We start from the raw sequence: 26,908 nt of genomic DNA on the forward strand, positions 1-26,908 counted from the left end.
GCCACCCTATCAGAAGGCTGAGGGGGCTGTGAATGATACGCGATGATGACAGCTCTGCCTTGACGCAGGGGGCAAATTCGGTGCTGGGGTCGCCGCTGCGCCTGCTGACGGGGACGCTGATCTTTGTTCTCGCCGTCTATGTCGTGTCGACGTGCGGGTTCGTCTATGCGGGCTGGCCGTTCGGCGATGCCGCCTACATGGTGCTGCTGACCGTGTTCTCCGTCGGCTATGGCGAGATCCGCCCGGTCGATACCCTGTTCCTGCGCTGGTGGACGAGCGCGACGATCATGCTGGGGTGCACCGGAATGATCGTGCTGACCGGTGCGCTGGTTCAGGTGTTCACACTCTTCCAATTCCGCCGCCTGCTGGGTCTGGACAAGATGATGACCGAAATAGAAAAGCTGACCGGCCACGTGATCATCTGCGGTTACGGCCGCATCGGCGTGCAACTGGCCAAGGCGATGACCGAGGCAAAGAAGCCTTTCCTGATCCTTGAGCGAGACCATGCCAAGGCCGAGGATGCCAAGGCGCAGGGCTTCCTGTGCATGGTCGGCGAGGCAACGCACGAGGAGACGCTCAAGGCTGCGGGGATCGCGCGGGCGAAGGTGCTGGCATCGGTCCTGCCCGACGACGCGGCGAACGTTTTCATCACGCTATCGGCGCGCAATCTCAATCCCGCAATCGAGATCATCGCCCGCGGCGAGGCGCCGACGACCGAGAACAAGCTGTTCCACGCCGGCGCCGACAAGGTGGTGATGCCCACGCATATCGGCGCCGAGCGCATTGTCGAGATGATCCTCTACCCCGCCACCGGACAGCTGGACGACATCGGCGCGGTGCGGCGCAACCTGCACGATTTCGGGCTGGACATCGAGATGGTGGAGATGGGCGCGGACAGCGCCCTCACCGGCGAGACCGTCGGCGAGGCCGAGCGACGCGGCAACGGCGCATTCTTCGTGGTGCAGATCGATCGGACGAGCGGCCAGTCGATCCAGCACCCTGGCGAGGACGTGACGCTGGAACAGGGCGACAAGGTCATGCTCGTCGTTCGCGGCAGCAGGCTGTCAGCCGGGGCGGTGTTCAGTGCCGCGAAGGCACGGGTGCGGCACGGGCGTTCGTTTGTGGGGTAATTGAACGCCCACCCCCCCCTCCCGCCTGCGGGAGGGGTCGGGGGTGGGCTTTTTCCTGTTACCCGTGGGCGCCGAAATAATTGGCGATGGCGACGGCGACGCGGATGTTGAGGGCGTGGGCGCGGTCGATCGGGTCGATGAAGCGGGCGCGGATGGCGCCGTAGTCCTCGCCGCGGTGGTCCGGATAGTCGGTCGACTCGTCCACCGGGAAATCGGTGATCTCGGGCTCGATCACCGGATAGGCGCGGCGCAGCTGGGCTAGCGCATCGTCGACGCGCAGCGAGAGGACCATCTCCAGCACGTCCTCGCGGCTGACGTCGTTCGAACGGGCGAAGGGCGGGACCTGCACGGCGCGGATGAACATGTGCATCAGCAGAGCGAGACGCACCGATTGAAGCAGGCCGATGTTGCGGCGGTCAGCGTCCTGCGCGGCATCGCGCCCGGCCTTCTGCCCCGGCACCAGCGAGAGCAGGCGGTGGAGCTTCATCCAATCGACCCGCAGGCGCGAGGTCAGGCGGCGGAATACTCCGGCCCTGTCATCCTTGGTTAGATATTCGGCAAGCGCGAGGCATGCGCCCTCCAGCGCCGTTTCGGTGCCACGATAGGGGCGGCTGGCCCAGTAGGCAGAGTTGAACAGTTCACCGTACGCAGCCACGGTCTTGATCGAGGCGAGACCGTTGGCAGCGCGCAGCAGGCGGACCAGCTGGTTGCCGCGTTCAGACCGTCCGAGCAGTTCGGCGACCGATTCCATCTCCTCGCCAGCCGCAGTCCCTGCCCCGGCGACGACGTTCACCGGGTAACCGATCTGCTGAAGGATGGCGTTGTGCGGGATCGCCCGGATCTGGCGCAGGCTCATCGTGCGGTCGGCGCCGATATCGGACTGGCGGCGCGAGACGCGGCTGCCGGTGCCCTTGAGCAGGCCGAGGCCGAAGGCGGTCAGAGCGCGTGAGTACGTGGCGCTTTCGAGATGTTCGCGCTGAACGCGGCGGATCGAGCGGTAGAAATCGAGGCTGAGATCGGTGCGATCGTAGAACGGGTCCTTGGCCGACAGGTCCTGATCGCGTGCCTCGTGCTCGGCAATGCGGGTGAGCGTGGCGAGGGCGAGTTCATCGTTGCGGAAGAACAGGTAGCCGTCACCACCCTGGAAGCTGGCTTCCGGCTCGATCGTCACGCCTGCGCGGGCGAAGCGACGGCGGGCCCACCCGGAGAGTGGCCACGTGAGACGGTCGGCAAAGCCCGAGGGATGCGCGCCGCGGCCCATGGATTCGCCGTGGGTGTTGAAGATCAGCGCGGCGACGTCGGTCAGGCCATTGGCCTTCATCGCTTCGGCAAGGCGGCCCTGCAGGCGTTCGATGGCGAGCGCTGCGGGGATCTGGCCCATGAAGCGGCCAGCGTCGGAAAAGCCGGTCTGGATCGAGACGCGGCCGCGCAGGCGGGCGTAGCTGCGGTAGGATTCTTCCGAAAGCAGCGCTTCGAGGAAACGACCGCCGTGTTCCAGCGCGGCCTCTGTCTCGAACAGGGGCGAGACATCGACCTTGCCTTCGATGCCGAACAGCTTGGCGAAATAGAGCGCGGCAAGCACTGTCTGCGGCTGCTCGCATTCGGCGATCAGCATGCGGATCGGCGCGTCGGCGTCGATGTGCTGGAGCATCTTCGCCATGACCAGGAACTGGCGCATCGCGGTGCTGGTTTCGATCGCCAAAGCAGCGAAGTTGACGCGCAGCGGCTTCACGTCGGCCAGCAGCTCGCGCAGACGCGACAGCGCGCTCTTGCTGCCGAGGTCCAGCGTGCCTTCGGGGTCGATCCGGCGGCGCAAGGCGTTGAGCAGCTGCGACGAGTTCACGCGGAAGTGGATCCAGCCGATGCCGAGGCCATCGGCGCGCATGGCAGCAGCGAGCGTGGCAAGCGGGATGGCCTTGGCCTCGTCCGCATTCCGCGCCTCGGTTTCCAGCGCCTCGATCAGCGGAGCAAGGCTGAGAAGCTTGGCCTCGTGGTCCGCGCTCAGGCGGTTGGCGGCAGCGGCAAGCGCTTCGGGGCTGTCGAGCGGCGAGGAGAACAGCTCGGCCATTTCCGCCGAATGGGCGTGCGCCGCATCGAGCGTGGCGAGGAGCGGGTGTGCCTCGTCGATGCCGCGCAGGGAGGCGGCGTAGCTGCCAAGGCGCAGCGCCTTTTCGCGCAGGCGGAAGGCGATGGAAGTGGTCCAGCCAATGTCGGTGCGGCCGTCCATGTCGTAGCCGACCCACGTGGCGAAGCGGAACGGCAAAGGCTTGAAATCCAGCCAGCGCCCGGGCCAGCGCTGGCGGGCGTGGCCGAGAAGCGTGGCGTTGATCGCGTCACGTGCCTTGGCGGCACGCTCGATCGCGTTGCACACCTCGACATGCTCGAATTCGAGCGTGATCTTCGGCCCCTCGTGCGGGACGGTGCAGACGGTCGAGGCCTGCGGATCGTCGGACAGGGCGGCCGTCGCCACCGCATCGGACTGTGCCGGGCTGAGCAGGAAAGTCGGGTGCGCTGTGAACACCGCGTGGAGCAGCGGCTTTTCCCAACGCTGGCGGAACTCGGAAAAGCCCGCCTCTTCCGGGTTCAGCGCCTCGATAGTGGCAAGGGTCTCGGTAGCCGCTGTGGGCGCGACGAGACGCTTGAGCCGGGCCGCGCGGCTCTTCAGCGCCTCGCATTCCAGTTCCGCGACAAGGGCATCGATGTCTGACAGCGAAAGGTCGCCACCCTCCAGCGACCGCGAAAGATCGTGGCTGAGCTGGAAGACCGGGTTGAACAGCGGCGTTTCCGCCGTCCGCTCATGGAGTTTCTGCAACCTGGCCTTGAGCTTGGCGACCGTCTTCATGGCCCTTGTATTCCCTTGAATTCGTTACTTCCCCAAAGCCGAGGCTTCGCGCGCTGCGGCTTCGATCGCTGCTTCATCGGGCGTGCCCTTGCCGACCACCCAGCTGCCACCGACGCACAGGACCGGGTCGAAACCCAGCCAATCAGGCGCGGTGGCGGCGGTAATGCCGCCGGTGGGGCAGAACTTGCACTGATAGAACGGCGCAGCGAGCGCCTTGAGCGCGGGAAGTCCACCCGACGTGGAAGCCGGGAAGAACTTGAAGTGGTTCAGGCCGAGGTCGAGACCGCGCATGATGTCGCCCGCAGAGGAAATGCCGGGCAGAAAGGGGATGCCCGATGCCACGGCGGCCTTGCCAAGATTCTCGGTCAGGCCGGGCGAGACGATGAATTCTGCGCCAGCGTCGATCGCGGCTTTCAACTCATCGGGGTTGGTGACAGTGCCCGCCCCAACGATGGCGCCTTCAACCGCCTTCATCGCATGGATGACGTCGAGAGCGGCGGGCGTGCGCAAGGTAACCTCGAGCACGCGCAGGCCGCCCTTCACGAGCGCGCGGGCGACAGGAAGCGCGTGGTCGACGTCCTCGATCACCAGAACCGGGATGACCGGCGCGGTGCGCATAATGGATTCGATCGGCTTCATGGCGTCTCCCCTGGCGCAGAACGGTTGCGCGCTTCGTTTGGTGAAGCGGACTTAACGCGACTCAGCCGGATTGTGCACCTGCTAAGGGCAGGCGCATAGCTATTCTTGGGGAACGCAGAACAACTGGAACTTCACACTGCCGAGCTGAATTGCCGCTCACCAGTGCGATAGGCGTCGAACACCGAGGCGATCGAACGGGCGTAGGGCTCGTTGCCCGACAACAGGCTCAGCACGTTGCCTTCGAGACGGGCGAGGCCGCGTGCGATAAATGGCTCCAGCCGGCTGCGGTTCATGGCCAGAAGATCGGAGTCGATCTGCGCCCTGCCCCGGCAGAGGATGTCGTTGATGAGCGCGCCGCGGCGGCGATCCTCGGCCGTGCGGATCACGCCCTTCCGTCCCGGCAACTGATCGGCGCCGACCAGCATGCGATAGCGGCCGGCGTTCTTCTCGGTCTGCACGTAAAGCTCGGGGAATTCGCTGATCGATGATGCGCCAAGGCCGATGAGCACTTCGGACTGGTCTTCGGTGAAGCCCTGGAAATTGCGGCGCAGGGTGCCCGCGCGCGAGGCGATGGCAAGGTCATCGTCCTGCAGGGCGAAGTGATCGAAGCCGACCGCCTGATACCCGGCACTGATCAGGCGCTGATAGCCTTCGGCGGCCATGCGGAAGCGCGCGCGCTGGTCTGGCAGTTCGCTGGCATCGATCCGCTGCTGGCGCGGGATCATGTGGGGCACATGGGCATAGCCAAACAAGGCGAAGCGATCGGCACCCATGGCGATCGACTGGTCCAGCGTCTGGCTGAGGATATCGTCGTTCTGGAACGGCAGGCCGTACATGAGGTCAAAATTGATGGAATCGACACCGGCCTTGCGCAAGCCTGCAACCGCGCGCTCGATATCGTCACGCGGCTGGACGCGGCCAATCGCCTGCTGGACGCGGGCATCGAGCGTCTGCACGCCGAGGCTGGCCTTGATCACGCCGATGCCGCGGATCGCCATGAACCAGCCGGGCTCGAGCGTGCGGGGATCGAGCTCGATCGACAGCACCGGATTGGCGAGGCGGAAGCTGAGGGTCAACTTGTCGACGAGGCGGACGAAATCGGTCGGCTTGATGGCGTTGGGGCTGCCGCCGCCGAAGGCGATGCGCGAAACCTTGACCGACGGGTGCAGCAGGCGCGAGACCAGGTCGATCTCGTGATGCAGCGCTTCCATGTAGGCGGCGAGGCGCTGGGTCTTGTTGGCTGCGCCAGTGTTGCAGCCACAGTACCAGCATATCTCACGGCAATAAGGGATGTGGAGATAGAGCGAGACCGTGCCGCGCAGGGCCTTCAACGCTTCACGCTGCCGGTCCTCGAAGCTCTCCTCGACGAACTCGGCAGCGGTGGGATAGCTGGTGTAGCGCGGAACCGGGCGTTCGAGCAGCTCTGGCCAGTAGGTCCATTGGCCGAAGACTTCAGGCCCCGTCATCATGTCAGCAGCCATCGCCTTCACCTTCTCCGTCGTCTCCATTTCCGCAACAGCTATCGGTGCCCGTGCGCTTGCGCATTGAGATATGACAAACCTTGCAGCAGGGCAGATTTTTGCTGCCATCATCCTTGGCGGGGATGCGGATCGGTATCGGTCCGCCGGTTCCGCCGCACGACGCAACCATCATGACGCTGGCGTGGCCGGACGACGGCATGGCCATCTGCAGCACGGCCAATGGCGCGAACAGGCGCATGAGGCGGTTCATGGCTGATCCTCTTCTTCGATCAGGATGCGCGCGGCGGCGCCATCGAGATCGCTGAACTGCCCGCGCTTCAAGGCCCAGAAGAACCCGGCCAGTCCGAACAGCCCCATGCCGAGTGCGATGGGGAGCATGAAGGCGATGCCGTTCATTTCGTCTCTCCGGCAAGGCGCAGCGAATTGGCGACGACGATAAGCGAGCTGGTCGACATGGCGACGGCGGCGATCAGCGGGGTGACGTGGCCGAGAATGGCCAGCGGAACGGCCAGCACGTTGTAGCCGATGGCGAGCGCGAAGTTCTGCCGGACCACGCGCATGGTCGCCCGCGAGACGCGGATCGCGCGAGGGACGGCGAGGAGCGAGTCTCCGGTGAACACCATGTCCGCTGCCTGCCGCCCGACATCGCTGGCGGAACCCGGCGCGATCGAGGCGTTTGCTGCCGCGAGCGCCGGGCCGTCGTTCAGGCCGTCGCCCGCCATCATCACCTTCCAGCCGACGCGTTGCAGGCGCTGGAGAGCCTCCTGCTTGTCGGCAGGAGAAGCTGCGGCTTGCGCCGTCAGACCGGTGGCGCGGGCTACTGCTGCCACTGCCGGGACCGAATCTCCGGAAAGGATCGAAGGATCGACATTCAGAGCCTTCAACTGCGCCAGAGCCTCATCTGCATCGGGGCGAAGACGGTCAGCAAAGGGAATGACGCGGACGGCATCGCCTTCGATGCGGAACGCCGTGGCCATGCCCTGCGACGAGGCAGGACGGCCCAGCGCGACCGCCAGACCGTTCCAGCGGGCGGTGATGCCCTGCCCTGCTTCCTCGCGCACATCTTCGACAACTGCGGCCCGCACGCCGCGGGCACCAAGGGCTTGCACCAGGCCGAGCGACAGCGGGTGGCGGCTATGGCTGGCAAGGGCCATGACGACCGAGCCTTGCGCTTCCGTCAATGCGCCGAGCGCGACTTCATCCGGCACGGGGCGTCCGAGCGTGAGCGTACCGGTCTTGTCGAGCAGGATACGGTTGACCTCGGCCATGCGTTCGAGCGCGGAGCCGTCCTTGACCAGAATGCCGCGCTTCAGCAGCGCGCCTGCCGCTACGACTTGCGCTACCGGGACGGCAAGGCCGAGCGCGCAGGGGCAGGTGATGATCAGCACCGCAATGGCGATGACCAGCGACTGGTAGACGCCAGCGCCCGCGATCATCCATCCGGCAAAGGTGAGCGCCGCCAGCGTGTGGACAGCAGGGGCATAGAGGTGCGAGGCGCGATCGGCGATGCGCACGAACTTCGAGCGCGATTGCCCGGCCGCCTCCATCAGGCGGGCGATCTCCGACAGCGCGGTGTCTTGTCCGATGGCGGTGACGCGCACGTCGACCGGTGCATCGACGTTCAGTGTCCCGGCGTGAACGACCGTGCCGGGCGCGGCTTCCACGGGCGCACTTTCGCCGGTCAGCAGCGACTGGTCGAAGCGCGTGGTGCCGCGCAGGACTTCCCCATCGGCGGCAAGACGCTCGCCCGCCGCGACGCGCATGAGCATGCCGGGATGCAGGGCTTTCGTGTCGAGCCAGCGGGTTGCGCCATCCGCCTCAACGACCATCGTGCCACTGGCGACCTGGCGCAACAGGGCATCGACGCCCGAACGCGCGCGATCGCGCATCATCGCATCGAGTACGCGCCCTGCCAGCAGGAACATCAGCAGCATGAGCACGCCGTCGAACCAGGCCTCTGCCCCGCCGGTCAGGGTTTCGTAGAACGACAATCCGGTGGCGATGGTCACGCCGATGGAGATCGGCACGTCCATGTTGGTCCTGCCATGGCGCAGCACCTTCCAGGCCGAAGCGAAGAACGGGCGGCCGGCATAGACGATGGCGGGCACCCCGATCATCGCCGAGACCCAGTGAAACAGCGATCGCGTCGTCCCGTCGGCGCCCGACCAGACGCTGACCGACATGAGCATGACGTTCATGCAGGCAAAGGCGGCGACGCCGAGTGGGGCGAGAAGTGGCCTGACGGCCGAAACGGGTTCGGCCTCGATCTCGCGCGGCTGCGCATCGAAACCGGTAGCTGCGAGCGTCGCCACGAGCGTTGGCGGCTCGACCTCCGGGGCGTGGATGACTTCCACCGTCCGTGCGGTCAGGTTGGTTCTTGCGCTGGCCACCCCGTCGAGCGCGGCGAGCGCGCGCTCGACCTTGCCCATGCAGCCGGCGCAGTGCATGCCCGGCACGGCGAGGACAGTGTGGACTGCATCGTCAGGGACAGCGCGAAGGCGGGCGGCGACGGTCACAGCACTTCACCTACGGCGCGCCAAACCTTGCCTTCGGCCTGGACCATGACCCGCAAGCGCCAGCGACCGGCTTCGAGCGGGGCGGCGTAAGTGCCCGGTGCAAGTTCGTGCAAGGTCAGGTCGGTCTCCGGACGCTGGCCGAGCGGATGTTCGGCAACGGCAGAGACCTTGGCGGCAGCGATGGCGCTGCCCTTGCTGTCGCGCAATGTGATCGCCGCCCTGCCTTGCTCGTCGCGGGCGATGTCGGCTTTCCAGCCGAGCGCCTGCTCAGCGCTGGCTTCCTTGAGCCAGCCGTTGAACTGCTGGCTGGCAACGTAGGAATTCTCGACCACCACCCCGCCGAAAGTGTCCGTGGCAAGCCGCGCCATGAGGACGTTGACCGCGATGACCACGCCGAAGAAGCTGACGAGGATCAGGGTGATGTGCTTGCCAGTGAACGGGCGAGCGGTACGGCTGTTCTGGGTCATTCGCCGTGTCCTTCAGGGAGGGTGAAGCTGGTTTCGCTGCGGTCCATGCCGCCTTCGTCATCGGGGGCCGTGAGGACGAAGGCGAATTCGCCGTGGCCCCTGTCATGATGGCCTTCACCGTGGCCGTCGCGGCGGTGTTCGCCATGTTCACCACGGCGCCGGGCAACGACGTAGATGCGCAGGCGCTGCGTGGTGTCGGCGGGGACGCGGAAGGTGAGATCGCGCTTGGCAGCGGCTGCGTCCATCTCGTCGGTGAACATGGCAGCGCCTTCAAGGCCTTCCAACGCGACGCGGAAGGTGCGCGGGCGCTCTTCCATGTTGCGCAGCTTGATCGTGTAGGCGTTGCGGATTGTCCCGTCAGACAGCGTCACGAACTCGGGATTGCGGTCCTTGGCCACCGAAATGTCGAGACGGGCGCGCTGGCCAAGGGCGAAGAGCATTGCCGCGCCGATCGCCGACCACACCCCGAGATAGATCAGCGTGCGCGGACGGAAGATGGTCTTGAGGACCGGGGTGGGCTCCTCGCCCTTCTTCTCCTTTTCGGCATCGACCAGCGTGCAGTAGTCGATCAGTCCGCGCGCGCGACCGACGTCGGCCATGGCCTTGTCGCAGGCGTCGATGCACAGCGCGCAAGTGATGCAGCCGATCTGCGGCCCCTCGCGGATGTCTATGCCGGTCGGGCATACGGCGACGCACTGCATACAGTCGATGCAGTCACCCAGCGGAGTGGCAGCCTTGACCGCGCTCTTGACCGAGCCGCGCGGCTCGCCGCGCCAGTCCTTGTAGGTGACGATCAGGCTCTTCTCGTCGAGCATCGCGGTCTGGATGCGCGGCCAGGGGCACATGTATACGCAGACCTGTTCGCGCATGAAGCCGCCGAAGATGAAGGTCGTCATCGTCAGGACGAATGTGGTGGCATAGGCGACAGGAGCGGCAGTGCCGGTCCAGAATTCGTATTGCAGCGTCGGTGCGTCGGCGAAGTAGAAGATCCAGGCCCCGCCCGTGGCGAAGCTGATGGCGAGGTAGATGGTCCACTTCAGCGCGCGCTTGCCGATCTTTCCGGCTGTCCACGGCGCCTTCTGCAGGCGCAGCTGGGCGTTGCGGTCGCCATCGATGGAGCGATCGACGTGCTGGAACAGGTCGGTCCACACCGTCTGCGGGCAGGCATAGCCGCACCAGGCGCGACCCACCGCCGAGGTGACGAGGAACAGGCCGATCCCGGCCATGATCAGCAGGCCTGCCACGAAGTAGAATTCATGCGGCCAGATTTCGATATCGAACATGAAGAACCGGCGGTGCGCCAGATCGATCAGCACCGCCTGGTCGGGGGCATAGGGGCCGCGGTCCCACCGAATCCACGGCGTGCCCCAGTAAATGCCCAGGCACACGATCATGACCAGCCACTTGAAGCGGCGGAACGGTCCGTTGATAGCCTTCGGGAAAACGCCTTTCCGCTTTTCGTAGAGGCCGATTTCGTTCGAGTGGTCCGCGCGGAGTTTGGGATCGTGCGCAGTCATGACCGTGTTGTCCTGTGTTCGGGTTATTTAGCCGCAGCGGGGGCTGCTGCGGGTTCGGGAGCGGCAGGAGCGGGTGCTTCCTCGCCGCCGCCCAGCGAATGGACGTAAGTGGCCAGCATCTTCACCGTCACCGGATCGAGACGCGTGCCCCACGATGGCATCACGCCGTACCGGGCGTTCGTCACCGTCTGGGTCAGCGCCTTGCGGTCACCACCGTAGAGCCAGATCGCATCGCTGAGCTTGGGCGCGCCAAAAGCCCGATCGCCTTCACCGCTGGCGCCATGACAAGCGACGCAGTTTGCGGCGTAGATCTCGGCGCCGCGCTGCGACGAACCGCTCGGCTTCTCCTGCGCGCTGATCACGCGGACATGGCTGACCACGTCCTGCACTTGGGCCGGCGTCAGGATGCCATCGCGCCCGAAGGCCGGCATCTGACTCATGCGGGTGGCGTCGTCGCCGGGCTGGCGCACGCCGTGGACGAGCGTCTGGTGGACCGTGGCGACATCGCCGCCCCACAGCCAGTCGTCGTCATTGAGGTTGGGATAGCCCGCACTGCCAGCGGCGCCATTGCCGTGACACTGGATGCAGTTGACCTTGAACGCGGCGCGTCCACCGTCGATCGCGGCGCGGCGCAGGCGCGGATCAGCGGCGATCTGTTCGATCGAGGCCTTGTCGAGTTCGGCCAAGAGCCCCGCCTTGCGCGCAGCTTCTGCCTTCATCTCCTGGTCGAGCTGGCCGCGGCTGGTCCAGCCGAAGGTTCCCGCCGTCGCCTTGTCGATCATCGGCCAGGCCGGGTAGACCACGCAGTAGGCGATGGAGAAGACGATCGTGGCGTAGAAGGACCACAGCCACCAGCGCGGCAGGGGATTGTTCAGTTCCTCGATGCCGTCCCATTCGTGGCCGACGGTTTCGACGCCGGTTGCGTCGTCGATGCGCCCTCCGGCGGAGGCCGGAATCTTGTTAGACTCAGACATCGGTTTCGTCCTTGAAGATCGAGTTCGCAGCCTCGCGGTTCAGCGGCTTGGCGCCGGGGCGGAACGGCCATGCGCTCAACCCCACGAAAATGGCCGTCATCACCAGCAGGCCCCAGCTGTCAGCGAGATGCCGCAGCATGTCGTAAGTGGAGTGGGTGCTCATCGGCCCTTCTCCTTGGCGAGCTTCTCCTGCGCAGCAGGGGCGTTCACGTCGACAAGCGTGCCCAGCATCTGGAGGTAGGCGACAAGCGCATCCATCTCGGTCAGACGCGTCGGATCGCCGTCAAAGTCGCGCGCCTGCGCCTTGGGGTAGCGCTTGAGCAGATCGGTCGCGTCTGCGTTCGGATCGGCCTGGGCCTTGAGGTCCTCGTTGGCCTTCTCGATGTCGGTCTTCGAGTAGGGCACGCCGACCTGGTAGAGCGTGCGCAGCTCTGCCGTCATGTCGCCCGGGTTCAGGTCATGCTCGGCAAGGTGCGCGTACGTCGGCATGATCGATTCCGGCACCACGGCGCGCGGATCCTTGAGGTGCTGCACGTGCCATTCATCGGAATAGCGATTGCCGACGCGGGCAAGGTCAGGCCCGGTACGCTTCGAGCCCCACTGGAACGGATGGTCGTACATCGATTCCGCTGCAAGGCTGTAGTGGCCGTAGCGTTCGACCTCGTCACGGAACGGACGGATCATCTGGCTATGGCAGGTGTAGCAGCCTTCGCGGACGTAGATGTCGCGTCCGGCCTGCTCGAGCGGGGTGTAGGGGCGCATGCCGTCCACCTTCTCGATCGTGTTGTCGATCCAGAACAGCGGGGCAATCTCGACGATGCCGCCCACGGTGACCGCGGCAAAGGCCGCGAGCCCGAGGAGCGTCACGTTGCGCTCCAGTTTCTTGTGCTTTTCCACGATTGTCGTCATGGGATTTTCTCCGGATGCGTCTGATCAGGCTGCGGCAGGCGCGGCGAGGATCGGACGGTCCTTTTCGGGATCGTAGGGGGCGTCGCTCATCGGCGCTTCGTCACGCAGCGCCCCAAGGATCGTGCGCCAGACGTTGACGGTCATGACCACGGCTCCTGCGAGGTAAAGCAGGCCACCGAAGGCGCGCAGGAAGAACATCGGCTTCAGCGCAAGGACGGTTTCGGCAAAGCTGTTCACCAGGTAGCCGTCGGCACCATATTCGCGCCACATCAGGCCTTGGGTGATGCCTGCCACCCACATCGAGGCGGCGTAGAAGACGATGCCCACGGTCGCGAGCCAGAAGTGCCAGTTGACCATGCGCAGCGAGTAGAGCCGTTCACGGTTCCACAGGCGCGGCACGAGGTAATAGACCGCCGCGAAGGTGATCATGCCATTCCAGCCCAGCGCGCCGGAGTGGACGTGGCCGATGGTCCAGTCGGTATAGTGCGACAGGCTGTTCACCGACTTGATCGACATCATCGGGCCTTCGAAGGTGCTCATGCCATAGAAGGCGAGCGCCATGACCATCATGCGGATGATCGGATCGGTTCGGACCTTGTCCCAGGCGCCGTTGAGCGTCATCAGGCCGTTGATCATGCCGCCCCAGCTCGGCATCCACAGCATGACCGAGAAGACCATGCCCAGCGTCTGCGCCCAGTCGGGCAGCGCGGTGTAGTGAAGGTGGTGCGGACCCGCCCAGATGTAGAGGAAGATCAGCGCCCAGAAGTGGATGATCGACAGGCGGTAGGAATAGACCGGGCGTTCGGCCTGCTTCGGAACGAAGTAGTACATCATCGCCAGGAAGCCGGCGGTGAGGAAGAAGCCGACCGCGTTGTGGCCGTACCACCACTGCACCAGCGCGCCCTGCACACCGGCAAAGATCGGGTAGCTGCGGCTGCCGACAAAGCTGACCGGCCAGTTCAGGTTGTTGACGATGTGCAGCATCGCCACGGTCACGATGAACGACAGGTAGAACCAGTTGGCAACATAGATATGCGGTTCGGTGCGCTTGACGATCGTACCGACGAAGACCGCGAGGTAGGCCACCCAGACGATGGTCAGCCACAGGTCGACATACCATTCGGGCTCGGCATATTCCTTGCCCTGCGTGATGCCGAGCAGATAGCCGGTTGCCGCCAGCACGATGAACAGCTGGTATCCCCAGAACACGAAACGGGCGAGGCCGGGGAAGGCCAGCCTCGCCCGGCAAGTACGCTGCACGACGTAGAACGACGTGGCGATCAGCGCGTTGCCTCCGAAAGCGAAGATGACCGCAGAGGTGTGCAGCGGGCGCAGGCGGCCGAACGCGGTCCATTCAAGACCGAGGTTCAGGACCGGCAGCGCCAGTTGAAGTGCGATGTAGAGCCCTGCCAGGAACCCTGCCATGCCCCAGAAGACGGTCGCGATCACGCCCCAGCGGATCACGTCGTCGTCGTAGCGGCCCTGATCAGGTGCGAGGATGGCCTTCGACAGATCCACCCCGCGCAGCGTGACGATCAGCCCGATGATGCAGGCCAGTGCCACGATGCCCATGTGGATCGCGAAACCCGTGTCGACGGCTGCAGCGCAGGCGGCGACGGCGATAAAGAGCGCAACGAGCCAGAGGCCCGAGCGCGATAGTGCCGATTCCATGGAGCCTTCCCTTCCATGAGTGATGTGCATGCCGCGCTGCACCCAAGGGCGAGGAGGAACATTGACCAGAGTCAAATCGCGCAAAATCAGCCTTATACTTTGGTCGTAGATCGCGTTTTCGCATTTTTGCGCTTCGTCAATGTCTCGTGATTCGGTGCGGTGCATCAGGCTGTCCAAGCCACGGACGATCTGGGGCCAGCGAGGGGCTGGCCATCCGTGGTGCAGGACAAGACCGATGAAGAAGCTGATTACCGCCGCCCTGCCCCTGGCCTTCGCAGCCGCCGCTCTTGCACCGGCATCGGCCCTTGCCGGCTCGGCCGAAGGCAAGCTGCAGGTCAAGGTGCTCGGCACTGGCGTGCTTCCGGACGGCAAGATCGTGGAAGTGAAGAAAGACCCCCTGGGCCTGACCACCGGCGCGCAGACCAAGGCCAACGACAACTATGTGCCGACCCTTGCGGTCGAGTATTTTCTGACGCCCAACATCTCGGCCGAGACGATCTGCTGCTTCACCCAGCACCATGTCAGCGGCGTGGGCGCCCTGGCCCCAGCCACCAACATCGTCGACCACGTGCTGGTGCTGCCGGCCACGCTGACGCTGAAGTATCACCTGCCGATGGGCGGCGGGATCAAGCCATATGTGGGCGCCGGTCCGTCGATGTTTCTGATCTTCGGTGAAAAGCCTGGTTCGAGCATCACTGGCCTGGGCGTGACCAAGGTCAAGATGTCCAACGAAGTGGGCTTTGCCCTTCAGGCGGGGGTGGACATTCCGGTCAACGACAAGGGCCTTGGTGTCAGCATCGATGCCAAGAAGTATTTCCAGGACACGACCGCCCACTTCTATGCCGGAAATGCCGAAGTCCTGACCACCAAGCACTCGCTTGACCCGTGGGTCGTGAGCGCGGGACTCGCATACCGCTTCTGACGAAATCCCCTTCCCGTCCGGCGCCCCCCACGCGCGCCGGATCAGGGGACGGCGGGCAGGAAATCACGAGGTTCTGGGATCGCCTCGCTGGTTTTCTGCCCGCCACTTTTTGTTTGTTCAACTTACAAATCCCAACATTTCCGGGCATTTCAGGCCTGTTGCGCCGCAGACACAGGTGTGGCTGAATAGGCGGAACTTCCCCAAAGCCTGATTGCGCCGAACCGTTGCTCTAGCGCATGGGAACTCCAGCACTTGTCAACGAACAAGTTGCCATCGCAACTACAATTGCGCCATTTCGGGAGGATACAACAATGGCTAACCCAGCCCGCATTCGCAGGATTCTGCTCTCGTCCGTCGCCTCGCTGGTGATCGCGACGCCTGCCCTCGCCCAGTCCGCCGATGAAGCACAGGCTGAAGACGGCAGCACCGGCAACGAAATCGTCGTGACCGCAACCAAGCGCGCCCAGACGATCCAGGAAGTGCCGTTCTCGGTGAACGCGCAGACCGCAGCCGACATCGAGAAGACCGGCGCCAGCTCGATCGAAGACATCTCGCGCTCGGTCGCCGGCCTCACTGTCCAGAACCTCGGGCCCGGCCAGAGCCAGGTTTCCGTGCGCGGCGTATCGGCAGGCCAGATCGTCCGCGACCAGCCGGGCGTGAAGGAACAGGTCGGCATCTATCTCGACGAATCCGTCACCTCGCTGTCGCTGTTCACACCTGATTTCGACCTGTTCGACCTCAACCGCGTGGAAACGCTGCGCGGGCCGCAGGGCACGCTGTTCGGTTCGGGTTCGGTGGGCGGTACCGTCCGCTACATCACTAACCAGCCCAAGCTGGGCCAGACCGAAGGCCAGGTCGCCGCTGACGTCAACGTGCTCGACGGCGGCGATGTCGGCTATTCGGCCAAGGGCGCCGTCAACGTGCCGCTGGGCGAGAACGCCGCGCTGCGCGTGGTCGGGTATGGCGAGCACTTTGCCGGCTTTATCGACGCAGTCGGCCCGGCGGCCGGCAAGAACATCAACGACGGCGAGCGCTACGGCGTTCGCGCAGCAGTGCTGTTCGAACCTGTTACTGGCGTGAAGATCACGCCGCGCATCGTCTACCAGGACATCAAGACCAACGGCTTCAACCGCGCGGACGTCTACCACTTCTACCAGAGCCCTCTGGCTGGCGCTCCCGCGCTGCCGGAAAACACGCAGTATCTGAAGCTGCGCGAAGGCTTCCGCGACAAGACCACCTTGGCTGACCTCACGATCTCGGCTCCAGTTTCGGATTCGATCGAGGTCACCAGCGTCACGACCTATATCAACCGCGATATTCTGGTTAGCCGCGATGCTTCGGCCCTGACCGGCTCGGTCTCGGTCTCGTTCGCCGGTTTGGAACCGCTTGTGGCGCCGGGCGCAAACCTGCCTTCGAACCTGCGCGATGGCACCAAGCTGAAGACCTGGACCCAGGAAGTGCGCCTGGCCTCGTCAGGCAAGGGCCCACTCCAGTGGGTACTTGGCGGGTTCTACAGCAAGATCGACCGTAAATACGCCCAGCGCCTGCCCACCCCGGGTTACGACGCCTTCGGCAACCTGTTCCTTGCCGCCCTGTGCCAAGCCGAAAACACGTGCCGCGTTCCCAACGCCAATCCGGCTTTGCGTACCCCGTTCGTGTCGACCGACGCTGCGATCGCCAACGGGTTCCCCGCGAACTCGCCTTACAATGCCGATATCCCATACGACATCGAGCAGTTCGCGATCTTCGGTGAAGCCAGCTACAAGATCGGCGACTTCAAGATGACCGCAGGCGGTCGCTATTACGACTTCAAGGAATCGCGCGATTTCATCTCGGGCGGCGTCTTCGCCAACGGTGACCGCCGGATTGCCGACAAGACCAAGAGCGACGGGTTCAATCCCCGCTTCATCGTCAGCTATCAGCCGAGCCGGGATCTTTCGATCAACCTGCAGGCTTCAAAAGGCTTCCGCCTTGGTGGCGTGAACGACCCGCTGAACCTGCCGCTCTGCTCGGCCAACGACAAGGTCATCTTCGGTAACAGCCAGACCTACAAGGACGAGACCCTTTGGAACTACGAGGCCGGTGTGAAGCTCGCCAGCGGCCCCGTCACCTTCAATGCGGCGGCGTTCTACAACGATATCCGCAACCTGCAGGTCACGGCCGACGCCGGAAGCTGCTCGTCGCGCGTGGTGTTCAACGTGCCAAAGGCGCACACCACCGGTGTCGAAATGGAACTCGCTGCCGACCTCGGCATGGGCTTCTCGCTCGCAGTCAACGGCTCGGTGATCGAATCGCAGTTCGACAGCAGCGTCAAGGACGGCACTGGCGCGATCATCGCGGGCATCCGTGACGGCAACCGCCTGCCGACCGTGCCGAAGTTCCAGATGTCGGCAACAGCCGGTTACACCACTGAAGTGTCTAGCGGCATGGAGTTGTCGGCCAATGCCAGCTTCCAGCATGTCGGCAACCGCTTCACCCAGCCCTCGGATCAAGAGGCCGGCGCAGGCGCGTTCGGCAACTCGCTGTTCTTCAATCCGGCAACCGGCGCCTACGGCAGCGGCGCCTACAACTTCGGATCGTACCAGCTGCCGAGCTACAACCTCGTCAACATCTCGGCGGGTCTGAACTGGGAGAACGGCCTGTCGGTTGTGGTCTATGCCAACAACCTGTTCAACGAAACGCCGCTGCTCTCGCTCGACCGCGAACGCGGTGGCCGCGCACGCCTCGGCTACAACGTCGGCACGCCGCGCAAGATCGGCATGACCGTGCGCAAGTCGTTCTGATCCTTCGGGATCGGACAAGAGAAAGGCCGGTCCCGCAAGGGGCCGGCCTTTTCCATTTCCAACGCTGGAGCCGGATTCAACCGGCGAGCGAGACCAACGCCTGCCGATTCAGTATCTCCACCTCGCGACGCGAGGGAAGTTCGATCACGCCTTCATTCTTGAGCTTGGTGAACTGACGGCTGACCGTTTCGATCGTCAGTCCCAGAACGTCAGCAACTTGCTGGCGGGAAAACGGCAGTGAAAAACGGCGTGCAGGCCCGAAAGCGGGAGTGCATCCCGTTTCCGCCAGGCGATCGGACATTTCCAGCAGGAATGTCGCGATCTTTTCCGATGCGTTCTTGCGCCCGAGGAGCATCATCCACGAACGCGTGCGGTCGAGTTCCGCAAGAGTGCGCTCCAGCAGCTTGTGCTCAAGCTCGGGATGTTCGCGGGCGAAGCGGTCAAAATCGTTGCGCGAGAACACGCAGACACGCGCATCGGTCAGCGCGACCACGCTTGCGCTGCTGGTCTGTCCGAACGGACGGCCGATGAAATCCGATGGATAGGCAACGCCGACGATCTGCTCGCGCCCGTCCTCCGTGCTGGTGGTCAGCTTGAGGACGCCTTCGATCACATTGGCGACGAGCAGCGAATCATCGTCTTCCCAGATCAGCGGTTCGCCCGCCGTCACTACTCTGCGTCGACCGATCTGATTGAGCGCTTCAATCTCACGGTTGTCGAGTCCGGCGCAAATGGCACGATTGCGGACGACACAGGTATCACAGGAAGACATGGCGCTTCGTTATCATTCCGAACCATTTCCGGCAATTGGCGAAAAGGATCGGTCTTCGGGCTCTCCGAAGCACGAAAAAATTGGGCGGTCCGTTTCTGCCGGGCCGCCCGAGTTGGGGAGAAATCGCCGAAGCGGGGCGGAGGCCGGTGGGGTGCATCCACCCCGCTTCGTCGAAGTCATGACTATCCGCGCGCGCCCGAGCCCGCGTTGACGGAAGTCAAAAACACCAACAATTTTTAGGATTGCTGCAGAATTCAGAGCGCGGGAAGCTGCGTCACGTCGTGATACTGGCCCCGGAAGAACAGCAGCGGTGTGCCGTCTTCGCGACGGTCCAGCGCCTCGACTGCGCCAACCACCAGAAAGTGATCGCCGATGTCCTCGACCCGCTCGACCGTGCAGTCGATCCAGGCAATCGCGTCCTCGAGAAGCGGCATGCCGGACGGCGTGTGATCGTGCGCAAGCTCGGCAAACTTGTCCTCAGCCTTCGCTGCAAAGCGCTTGCACAGCTCCAACTGGTCAGCGCCCAGCACATTCACGCAAAACCGGCCCGTCTCCGCGATCCTGGGCCATGTGCTCGATCGCTTGTCCGGGAAAAATCCCACAAGCGGCGGATCGAGCGAGATCGAACTGAACGAGCCCACGACCAGACCGTGCCGCGTTCCATCCGGCTCGACCGAAGTGATGACGCAGACACCTGTCGGCCAGGTACCGAGGACGTTACGGAAATGGCGGGGATCGATCATGCGCGCCTGCCTGTCGCCATTTCGCGCGGGCGTCAACCGTCCCTGAAGGTCTGGCGGGCTATTCGAAGTACGCGATACAGCGCACTTCGATGCTTTCCCGGATCTTCGCATCGGGCAGGCTGGTATCGTGAAACGCGGTGTGCGGGCAGCGCCAGGTGACCGAGTGATCGCTGTCCTGAAATTTGAACAGCAGCACGTCGTCTGCCTGCATGTTCGAGAAGTACCACCAGCGGTGGCGCTCGCGATGGCGGAAGATCGTCGCGGCGATCATCTGGTCCTCCCCTTCGACAGGAGCGGTCAGGGCGTCGCCGGTAGGGAATTCATCGACCACGAACAGGGTGTTCGAGGCGGTTTCCTCATCACTCACCGTGCGTCCGTCGCATACTGCCAGCGGCCAGTCCTGCGGCCCGGGCGAAAACGTCCGCCACAGCGAGAAGCAGATATAGCGCTTGTACCCCGGACCATCGGCAAACCGATCGGCATAGACCCGCGCGGCGGCGCGTTGCCCGGTAATCTCGTTATAATCGACGTGCGCTTCGCCTGCCGGTGGCTGGATTCCGCCGGAGTGCTGATAACCCTCGACCTTCTGTTTCGCCCTGGCCGACAGATCAGCCGACGTCCGGATCATCCACCCTTGAGCAGCGGTTCGGCTTGCCCCGGAAAGGCGCGTCACCAGGTCCTCGACTTCAGCCAGATAGGCGGCGTCGACCGCGGGCTTATCGTGGAAATCGGCAATGGCAGAGCGATGCTTGCCGAGCACGAAGCCATGCGTGTCAAGCGTGAAGTGATCGCGGATGGTCATCCCGTCGCGCACTTCGCAAGCGTAATCGAAATACTCGCCGGTGTTCATCTCGGCGCCCTGCGAGACATAACGCCGCGTGACGTAGTCCCCCTCGCCCAGATACCGGATCAGCGCGGGAGCGCGGCGGACAGATTCCTCGATCGGCTCAAGCTGCGCAGTGACGTTCATCTGCCTCTCCCAAGGCCTTGTTTCTGATCCGGCCGACCTTCACATATGTTAGCCTGCCTAATCAAGTGGTGCCTTGAAAAGAAATGCAAGCCAAACGCGTAAAACACGTGTAGGGGCCGCCGCACAGGTATCGCCGTGCACTGTGTGGGAACGGGCTGAGGCGATTCGTGCCGGGGAAGTACCCCGGCCACCCAGCCGATATTGGCCCAACACATATGCGAATGTCGCTTCGGCGGCAGGAATGGCGATTTTGACGATGACTTTTGCACACCTCCCCAGCCCGCTCGCGCAGGCACTCGAAGCGCATGGCTATACGGCGCTTACGCCCGTCCAGGCTGCCGTTACCGAACCCGAAGCTTCGGGGCGCGACCTTGTCGTGTCGGCGCAGACGGGCTCGGGCAAGACCGTGGCTTTCGGCCTTGCCATGGCGCCCGAACTGATCGGCGACGAAAGCGCCCTCCCCTTCGCCACCGCGCCGCTGGCCCTGGTCGTGGCGCCAACCCGCGAACTCGCGCTGCAGGTCAGCCGCGAACTGCAGTGGCTCTATGCGCCGACCCACGCGCGCATCGCCACCTGCGTCGGCGGCATGGACCCTTCTCGCGAACGCCGCACGCTGCAGGGCGGAGCGCATATCGTCGTCGGCACGCCGGGCCGCCTGCGTGACCACCTCGAACGCGGCGCGCTGGACCTCTCCGCGCTCGCCTGCGTCGTGCTCGACGAAGCCGACGAGATGCTCGACATGGGCTTCCGCGAAGACCTCGAGGAACTGCTCGACGCAACGCCGGAAAACCGCCGCACGCTGCTGTTCTCGGCGACGATGCCAAAGCCGATCGAGGCCTTGGCAAAGCGATATCAGAAGAACTCGCTGCGCATCTCCACCGTTGGCGAAAATCGTGGCCATGGCGATATCGCCTACCGCGCCGTCGCCGTTGCTCCTGCCGAGATCGAAGCCGCCGTGGTCAATCTGCTGCGCTTCCACGAGGCCGAAACCGCGATGCTGTTCTGCGCCACGCGCGACAACGTCCGCCGCCTCCATGCCACGCTGGTTGAACGCGGCTTCACCGCCGTCGCGCTTTCGGGCGAGCACAGCCAGTCCGAGCGCAACAACGCGCTGCAGGCCCTGCGCGACCGCCGCGCTCGCGTTTGCGTTGCCACCGACGTGGCCGCGCGCGGCATCGACCTGCCTTCGCTGAGCCTCGTCATTCACGTCGAGATTCCGCGCGATGCCGAAACGCTGCAGCATCGTTCGGGCCGGACCGGTCGCGCCGGCAAGAAGGGCACGGCCGTGCTCATCGTGCCGTTCCCGCGCCGCCGCCGCGTCGAGATGATGCTGCGCGGGGCCAAGATCAACGCCGAGTGGGCCGAAGTGCCGACGCCGGAAGCGATCCGCGCGCAGGACCGCGAACGCCTGCTCGAAACGATCCTCGCACCGGTTGAGCCGGACGAGGCCGATCTCGATATCGCCCGCACCCTGCTCGAACAGCGCAGCGCCGAGGAACTGGCCGCCGCTCTGGTCCGCGCCCATCGCGCCGCCCTGCCCCAGCCCGAAGAGCTGCTCTCCGGCACCGACGAAGGTCGCAAGCAGGCCGCGCACCGCCCCGGCTTTGACGATGTGGTGTGGTTCCGCATGGACGTGGGCCGTCGCCAGAACGCTGATCCGCGCTGGATCCTGCCGACGCTGTGCCGTCGCGGTCACGTCTCGCGCCAGGAAATCGGCGCGATCCGCATCGCGCCGAACGATACCTGGTTCCAGGTCCCTCGCGCCATTGCCGACCGCTTCGCCGATGCCGTGCGCCGCACCGCCGATCCCAAGGGCGAGGACGAGAACGGCATCCACATCGAAGCCGCGCCCGATGGTCCGCGCGAAATGGCGCGCGACAATCGCCGCGGCGCCAATGACGGCCCGCGCAAGTTCCAGCGCAACGACGACCGTCGCGGCGACGACCATCGCGGCCCGCGCCGCCCTCACCCGGCCGGCCAGCGTCCGCAAGGCAAGCCGCATCGCAAGGGCCCTGCGCAGCCACGCTGATCAACCTCGTGGAACGGAATCGCCTGCTCCGGCTTGGACATGATGTTCGAGCCGGAGTTTTCACATGTCCCTGATGCCCAAGCCTGCCACCTTCCGCCTGATCGGGGCGCTGGCCCTGCCCTTTGCACTGATGCTCGGTGCGTGCGACGCGGCGGATACGCCGACACAGCCCATGGACGCCAAGGATATTCCTGAGAACCAGGGCATGGGCGGCGCCTATGACGGAAACCCGACGGGGACTCCGTCAGGCACCGGCGCGGACACGCCTGTGAACGCACCAGCCGAGGACCGCTCCTCGGCTGACGGCACAACGCCAATGCAGTCGCAACCGCAGTAAGGCGGTTTATTCCTCGCCCATCCGCAGGGCGGCGATAAAGGCTTCCTGCGGGATCGAGACGTTGCCGTACTCGCGCATGCGGGCCTTGCCCTTCTTCTGCTTTTCCAGAAGCTTCTTCTTGCGGGTGATGTCGCCGCCATAGCACTTGGCGGTAACGTCCTTGCGCATCGCCGCGATCGTCTCGCGGGCAACAACCTTGCCGCCGATGGCTGCCTGCACCGGGATCTTGAACAGGTGGCGCGGGATCAGGTCCTTGAGGCGCTCGCACATGTGGCGTCCACGCGCTTCGGCCGCGCTGCGGTGGACAATCATCGACAGCGCATCGACTGGCTCGTTGTTGACGAGAATGCTCATCTTGACGAGATCGCCCTCGCGCAAGCCGATCTGCTCGTAGTCGAACGAGGCATAGCCACGGCTGATCGACTTGAGACGGTCGTAGAAATCGAACACGACTTCGTTCAACGGCAGCTCGTAGGTCACCTGCGCACGCCCGCCGACATAAGTCAGCCCGGTCTGCACGCCGCGCCGGTCCTGGCACAGCTTGAGCACCGAGCCGAGGTACTCGTCCGGCGTATAGATGGTGCCCTTGATCCACGGTTCGTCGATCTGTTCGATGCGGCTTGGATCGGGATAGTCGGCCGGATTGTGCAGCAGGATCTCGCGCGCATCATCGTTGCGGCTGGCGCGCAGCTGGATGCGGTAAACCACTGATGGTGCAGTGGTAATAAGGTCGAGATCATACTCGCGGCTGAGACGCTCCTGAATGATCTCGAGGTGCAGCAATCCCAGGAAGCCGCAACGGAAACCGAAGCCCAATGCTGCGCTCGATTCCATCTCGAAGCTGAACGATGCGTCATTCAAGCGCAGCTTGGCGATGCTTTCGCGCAGCTTTTCGAACTCTGCAGCATCGACCGGGAAGATGCCGCAGAACACGACCGGCTGCACTTCCTTGAAGCCCGGCAGTGCTTCCTTGGCGCCCTGCTTTACCGTGGTGATCGTGTCACCCACGCGGGCCTGCGCCACTTCCTTGATCTGCGCGGTGATGAAGCCGATCTCGCCCGGACCCAGTTCGTCGAGCGTCTCGATCTTTGGCCGCATGCAGCCGACGCGGTCGATCAGGTGTTCGGTCCCCCCGGCCATGAACTTGACCTGCAGGCCCTTCCTGATCACGCCATCGATCACGCGAACGAGGATGACGACGCCGAGGTACGGGTCGTACCACGAGTCCACCAGCATGGCCTTGAGCGGTGCGCTGCGATCGCCCTTCGGCGGGGGAATGCGCTCGACCACGGAGTCCAGCACTTCCTCGATGCCGATGCCCGACTTGGCGCTGGTCATCACGGCGTTGCTGGCGTCGAGGCCGATCACGTCCTCGATCTCGGCCTTGACCTTTTCGGGCTCGGCGGCGGGCAAGTCGATCTTGTTGATCACCGGGACGATCTCGTGATCGTGCTCGATCGACTGATAGACGTTGGCCAGCGTCTGCGCTTCCACGCCCTGCGCCGCGTCCACGACCAGCAGCGCGCCTTCGCAGGCGGCAAGGCTCCGGCTGACTTCATAGGCAAAGTCGACGTGGCCGGGCGTGTCCATCAGGTTGAGCTGATAGGTCTTTCCGTCCTTGGCCTTGTAATCAAGGCGCACGGTCTGCGCCTTGATGGTGATGCCGCGCTCCTTCTCGATATCCATGTTGTCGAGCACCTGCTCAGACATCTCACGCTCGGAAAGCCCCCCGGTGTACTGGATCAGACGATCCGCCAGCGTCGACTTGCCGTGGTCGATATGGGCGATGATGGAGAAATTGCGGATCAGCGAAAGGTCGGTCATGTCGGTCTTTGAATGAAAGCGGTGCGGTGCGCACCGGAGCGCCGTTAGCAGGTGTGATCCAGCGAGTCACGATGGCCCGAGTCTGCATCGGTGAAAGCCCCGAGACGCGATTCTTTTCAGATGTGCGTCAGTTTCTCGACATCGGACACAAAGCCGAAATATTATTTTTCCATTGAAAATCATATGGATAAATCGAATTCTACGAAGCGGAATCTGCCATTGCGTCAACTGGCTGTCACAAACTCGTCATTTTCAGCGCCTAGCGGCACCGGCAACACAGCGAACGGAGAAGCAAAGTGTCGGCAAGCAAGGCGTTCAAGGCGGCGTTGGCAGCAACCGTCTTCCTGTCTGCGCCGCAGATCGCGGCAGCGGCCGAAGATCAGGACGCAAAGATCGCCGATCTTCAGCGCCAGGTCGATGAACTGAAGGCCATCGTCAAGGCAATGCAGGCGGCCCAGGCGGCTCCGCAAATAGCGGCCGCGCCGGCCACCACCACGCCTCTTGCCCCGGCGGCGCCTGTTGCGACCAATCCTGCTGCGACGGCGCCGACGGCCACGCCCGTTGCCTTGGCCAGCGCCGCACCGGTCGAGAAGAAGAAGAAGGCCTGGCACGAGAAGCTGATGATCCGGGGCTACACCCAGATGCGCCTAAACGAGATCGTCAGCGGGCCGAAGAACGCGCCTGCAGGAGTATCAAGGCTGCGCTCGGTGCAGGACAGCGGGATCAGCGAGAATGGGAACTTCACGCTGCGCCGTGCTCGCCTTGTCGTGCAGGGTGACATCTCCGACCGCGTCTCGCTCTATATGCAAGGCGATATGGCGGCTGCGGTCAGCAACCAGTCGGCAAATGAATCGCGCCAGCATTTCTTTCAGATGCGCGATGCCTATGCAGACGTGTTCCTCGACAAGGCCAAGACATTGAAGGTGCGTCTCGGCCAGTCGAAGGTGCCCTATGGCTGGGAGAACCTCCAGAGCTCCTCGAACCGTGTGCCGCTGGATCGTACCGATGCGATCAACGCGCCCGTTCCCGGTGAACGCGATCTTGGCGCCGTCCTCTATTACACCCCGCCGAAGATCCAGAAGATCTGGGACGAGCTTACCCAGGATGGCCAGAAGCTGTTTGGCAATTACGGCGCCTTCGCCATTGCCGCGTACAACGGCCAGGGCATCAACAAGGTTGAACGCAACGGCGGTCTGATGACGGTCGCCATGGCGACGGTGCCGTTCCGGCTCGACGGCATCGGCCTCGACGGCCAGGTCGCGGAATTCGGCGTGACCGCAATGCGCAACCAGTTCCGACCCGAAGTCCGCACCGGCGGCGTCTCGACGATCTCCTATGACGACAACCACGTGAACTTCCACGGCATGATCTATCCCAAGCCCTTCGGCATCCAGGCCGAATGGACCTTCGGGACGGCACCGCAATGGGACCGCACGCTTGGCGCCATCCGTTCGCAGCGGGCGTCCGGCGGCTATGTCATGGCCATGTACCGCATGCCGGAAACCCCGATCGGCCAGCTCATTCCGTTTGCGCGCTGGCAGAAGTATCGCGGCGGCTGGAAGAGCGCGATCAACGCGCCACGGCTCGAAACGGACGAGTACGAGGTGGGCGTCGAGTGGCTCCCGTTGAAGGAACTGGAAGTCACGCTCAACTATGCCAACGTCTCGCGTACCGAAGCAGACGAGAGACGGACCGGGCAGGCCAAGGGCGATGTCATCCGCGCGCAGGTGCAGTGGAACTATTGATCATGTGGGCCTGAATGGTGCCGGTCGGTCCGGCACCGCGAAAATGCCTGTCCTTGGGCGTCCGCTTATCGCAGGCAAGAGGCGGATCGTCGCTTGCCGCGGTGATGCCGTCCCTGTTCATCCGACGTTGTGGATCGTGTCGCAAGGATCGCCGTTGTCGCAGCAAATCGGATCAACCGAACTGCAAGCATCGTTTCGACTACGGGAGCATCCCATGAGAAAGACCATTCTGGCCGCAACCCTGGCCGCCATCGCTCTTCCCGCCGCACCGGCGCTGGCAGATCCCCCGCACTGGGCTCCTGCCCACGGTCACCGGGCAAAGCATGACCGCATCTATGACAGCCGTGGCCGCTACCTTGAGCCGCGTCGCATCAGCAGCCGCGATACCGTGTGGCGCGGTCGTGACGGACGCTACTACTGCCGTCGCAACAACGGCACGACCGGGCTGATCATCGGCGCTGCAGGCGGCGCGCTGCTGGGCCGCACCATTGATACGCGGGGCGATCGCGCTCTGGGTACGATCCTCGGCGCAGCGGGCGGCGCACTGCTCGGGCGCGAGATTGAACGGAGTGGTGGTCGCTGCCGTTAAGCGAATTCAGCTTCAAGCATCAGGGCGGCTCGCAAGGGCCGCCCTTTT

Annotated in this window: 23 protein-coding genes; 7 read left to right on the top strand and 16 right to left on the bottom strand. The window is 64.2% G+C overall.

Annotated elements, in window-relative coordinates; all coding sequences use genetic code 11:
* The first annotated feature begins 32 nt into the window (after positions 1-32).
* Positions 33-1,130, top strand: coding sequence for a potassium channel family protein (locus AC3WLM_RS02950; RefSeq protein ID WP_492476553.1), 1,098 nt, complete (start codon positions 33-35; stop codon positions 1,128-1,130).
* Between the two features lie 58 nt (positions 1,131-1,188).
* Here AC3WLM_RS02950 and AC3WLM_RS02955 read toward each other — a convergent pair whose 3' ends face one another.
* The 12 genes from AC3WLM_RS02955 to ccoN form a co-directional block, all read right to left on the bottom strand.
* Entirely contained in the window at positions 1,189-3,972 is a 2,784-nt protein-coding gene (locus tag AC3WLM_RS02955) for a phosphoenolpyruvate carboxylase (RefSeq protein ID WP_492476554.1), read from the bottom strand.
* Between the two features lie 24 nt (positions 3,973-3,996).
* The gene (eda, locus tag AC3WLM_RS02960; RefSeq protein WP_039335137.1) at positions 3,997-4,611 is read right to left on the bottom strand and encodes a bifunctional 4-hydroxy-2-oxoglutarate aldolase/2-dehydro-3-deoxy-phosphogluconate aldolase; all 615 of its coding nucleotides are present in this window, start codon (positions 4,609-4,611) and stop codon (positions 3,997-3,999) included.
* Between the two features lie 131 nt (positions 4,612-4,742).
* Complete coding sequence (hemN, locus tag AC3WLM_RS02965) at positions 4,743-6,092, bottom strand: oxygen-independent coproporphyrinogen III oxidase (RefSeq protein ID WP_492476555.1); 1,350 nt, start codon at positions 6,090-6,092, stop codon at positions 4,743-4,745.
* Positions 6,082-6,330: a hypothetical protein gene (locus AC3WLM_RS02970; RefSeq protein WP_492476556.1), complete on the bottom strand. Its 249-nt coding sequence runs from the start codon at positions 6,328-6,330 to the stop codon at positions 6,082-6,084. The genes hemN and AC3WLM_RS02970 overlap by 11 nt, the downstream gene beginning before the upstream one ends.
* A gap of 8 nt (positions 6,331-6,338) precedes the next feature.
* The gene (gene ccoS / locus AC3WLM_RS02975) at positions 6,339-6,488 is read right to left on the bottom strand and encodes a cbb3-type cytochrome oxidase assembly protein CcoS (protein ID WP_039335141.1); all 150 of its coding nucleotides are present in this window, start codon (positions 6,486-6,488) and stop codon (positions 6,339-6,341) included.
* The gene (locus AC3WLM_RS02980) at positions 6,485-8,608 is read right to left on the bottom strand and encodes a heavy metal translocating P-type ATPase (protein ID WP_492476557.1); all 2,124 of its coding nucleotides are present in this window, start codon (positions 8,606-8,608) and stop codon (positions 6,485-6,487) included. Before AC3WLM_RS02980 ends, ccoS begins: the two co-directional genes overlap by 4 nt.
* A complete protein-coding gene (locus tag AC3WLM_RS02985) occupies positions 8,605-9,075 on the bottom strand; it encodes a FixH family protein (protein WP_193827997.1) in 471 nt (156 codons plus the stop codon). The genes AC3WLM_RS02980 and AC3WLM_RS02985 overlap by 4 nt, the downstream gene beginning before the upstream one ends.
* Positions 9,072-10,592, bottom strand: coding sequence for a cytochrome c oxidase accessory protein CcoG (gene ccoG, locus AC3WLM_RS02990; RefSeq protein WP_492476558.1), 1,521 nt, complete (start codon positions 10,590-10,592; stop codon positions 9,072-9,074). Before ccoG ends, AC3WLM_RS02985 begins: the two co-directional genes overlap by 4 nt.
* A gap of 23 nt (positions 10,593-10,615) precedes the next feature.
* Positions 10,616-11,566 carry a cytochrome-c oxidase, cbb3-type subunit III gene (ccoP, locus tag AC3WLM_RS02995; RefSeq protein ID WP_492476559.1) on the bottom strand — a complete coding sequence of 317 codons (951 nt, stop codon included), beginning with the start codon at positions 11,564-11,566 and terminating at the stop codon, positions 10,616-10,618.
* The gene (locus AC3WLM_RS03000) at positions 11,559-11,729 is read right to left on the bottom strand and encodes a cbb3-type cytochrome c oxidase subunit 3 (protein WP_039335150.1); all 171 of its coding nucleotides are present in this window, start codon (positions 11,727-11,729) and stop codon (positions 11,559-11,561) included. Before AC3WLM_RS03000 ends, ccoP begins: the two co-directional genes overlap by 8 nt.
* Positions 11,726-12,475 carry a cytochrome-c oxidase, cbb3-type subunit II gene (gene ccoO, locus AC3WLM_RS03005; protein ID WP_193827994.1) on the bottom strand — a complete coding sequence of 250 codons (750 nt, stop codon included), beginning with the start codon at positions 12,473-12,475 and terminating at the stop codon, positions 11,726-11,728. The genes AC3WLM_RS03000 and ccoO overlap by 4 nt, the downstream gene beginning before the upstream one ends.
* A gap of 24 nt (positions 12,476-12,499) precedes the next feature.
* On the bottom strand, positions 12,500-14,146 hold the full coding sequence (gene ccoN / locus AC3WLM_RS03010) for a cytochrome-c oxidase, cbb3-type subunit I (RefSeq protein ID WP_062343625.1): 1,647 nt from the start codon (positions 14,144-14,146) through the stop codon (positions 12,500-12,502).
* A 235-nt stretch (positions 14,147-14,381) separates the two neighbouring features.
* Here ccoN and AC3WLM_RS03015 point away from each other — a divergent pair, with 235 nt between their 5' ends.
* Together AC3WLM_RS03015 and AC3WLM_RS03020 are read left to right on the top strand one after the other, a co-directional pair.
* Entirely contained in the window at positions 14,382-15,068 is a 687-nt protein-coding gene (locus tag AC3WLM_RS03015) for an OmpW/AlkL family protein (RefSeq protein WP_492476560.1), read from the top strand.
* Between the two features lie 311 nt (positions 15,069-15,379).
* Positions 15,380-17,851, top strand: a complete 2,472-nt coding sequence (locus AC3WLM_RS03020; protein WP_492476561.1) for a TonB-dependent receptor — start codon at positions 15,380-15,382, stop codon at positions 17,849-17,851.
* A 76-nt stretch (positions 17,852-17,927) separates the two neighbouring features.
* On the opposite strand, the gene AC3WLM_RS03025 is transcribed toward AC3WLM_RS03020, so the two are convergent.
* The 3 genes from AC3WLM_RS03025 to AC3WLM_RS03035 form a co-directional block, all read right to left on the bottom strand.
* Positions 17,928-18,623, bottom strand: a complete 696-nt coding sequence (locus AC3WLM_RS03025) for a Crp/Fnr family transcriptional regulator (RefSeq protein WP_039335157.1) — start codon at positions 18,621-18,623, stop codon at positions 17,928-17,930.
* 254 nt (positions 18,624-18,877) lie between these two features.
* Positions 18,878-19,366, bottom strand: a complete 489-nt coding sequence (locus AC3WLM_RS03030) for a flavin reductase family protein (protein WP_062343622.1) — start codon at positions 19,364-19,366, stop codon at positions 18,878-18,880.
* A 58-nt stretch (positions 19,367-19,424) separates the two neighbouring features.
* Positions 19,425-20,336: a CmcJ/NvfI family oxidoreductase gene (locus tag AC3WLM_RS03035; RefSeq protein ID WP_062343621.1), complete on the bottom strand. Its 912-nt coding sequence runs from the start codon at positions 20,334-20,336 to the stop codon at positions 19,425-19,427.
* Positions 20,337-20,592: 256 nt separating this feature from the next.
* Between AC3WLM_RS03035 and AC3WLM_RS03040 the strand changes: the two genes are divergently transcribed.
* Positions 20,593-22,365: a DEAD/DEAH box helicase gene (locus tag AC3WLM_RS03040; RefSeq protein WP_062343669.1), complete on the top strand. Its 1,773-nt coding sequence runs from the start codon at positions 20,593-20,595 to the stop codon at positions 22,363-22,365.
* Positions 22,366-22,429: 64 nt separating this feature from the next.
* Complete coding sequence (locus AC3WLM_RS03045) at positions 22,430-22,702, top strand: hypothetical protein (RefSeq protein ID WP_193827992.1); 273 nt, start codon at positions 22,430-22,432, stop codon at positions 22,700-22,702.
* Positions 22,703-22,708: 6 nt separating this feature from the next.
* On the opposite strand, the gene lepA is transcribed toward AC3WLM_RS03045, so the two are convergent.
* Positions 22,709-24,526 carry a translation elongation factor 4 gene (gene lepA, locus AC3WLM_RS03050; RefSeq protein WP_039335165.1) on the bottom strand — a complete coding sequence of 606 codons (1,818 nt, stop codon included), beginning with the start codon at positions 24,524-24,526 and terminating at the stop codon, positions 22,709-22,711.
* A 296-nt stretch (positions 24,527-24,822) separates the two neighbouring features.
* On the opposite strand from lepA, the gene AC3WLM_RS03055 reads away from it, so the two are divergent.
* Positions 24,823-26,271 carry a porin gene (locus AC3WLM_RS03055; RefSeq protein WP_052242461.1) on the top strand — a complete coding sequence of 483 codons (1,449 nt, stop codon included), beginning with the start codon at positions 24,823-24,825 and terminating at the stop codon, positions 26,269-26,271.
* A gap of 214 nt (positions 26,272-26,485) precedes the next feature.
* Positions 26,486-26,860: a glycine zipper 2TM domain-containing protein gene (locus AC3WLM_RS03060; RefSeq protein ID WP_039335167.1), complete on the top strand. Its 375-nt coding sequence runs from the start codon at positions 26,486-26,488 to the stop codon at positions 26,858-26,860.
* Positions 26,861-26,908: the final 48 nt, after the last annotated feature.

This window comes from Novosphingobium sp. FW305-C-30-35 (assembly GCF_058783135.1).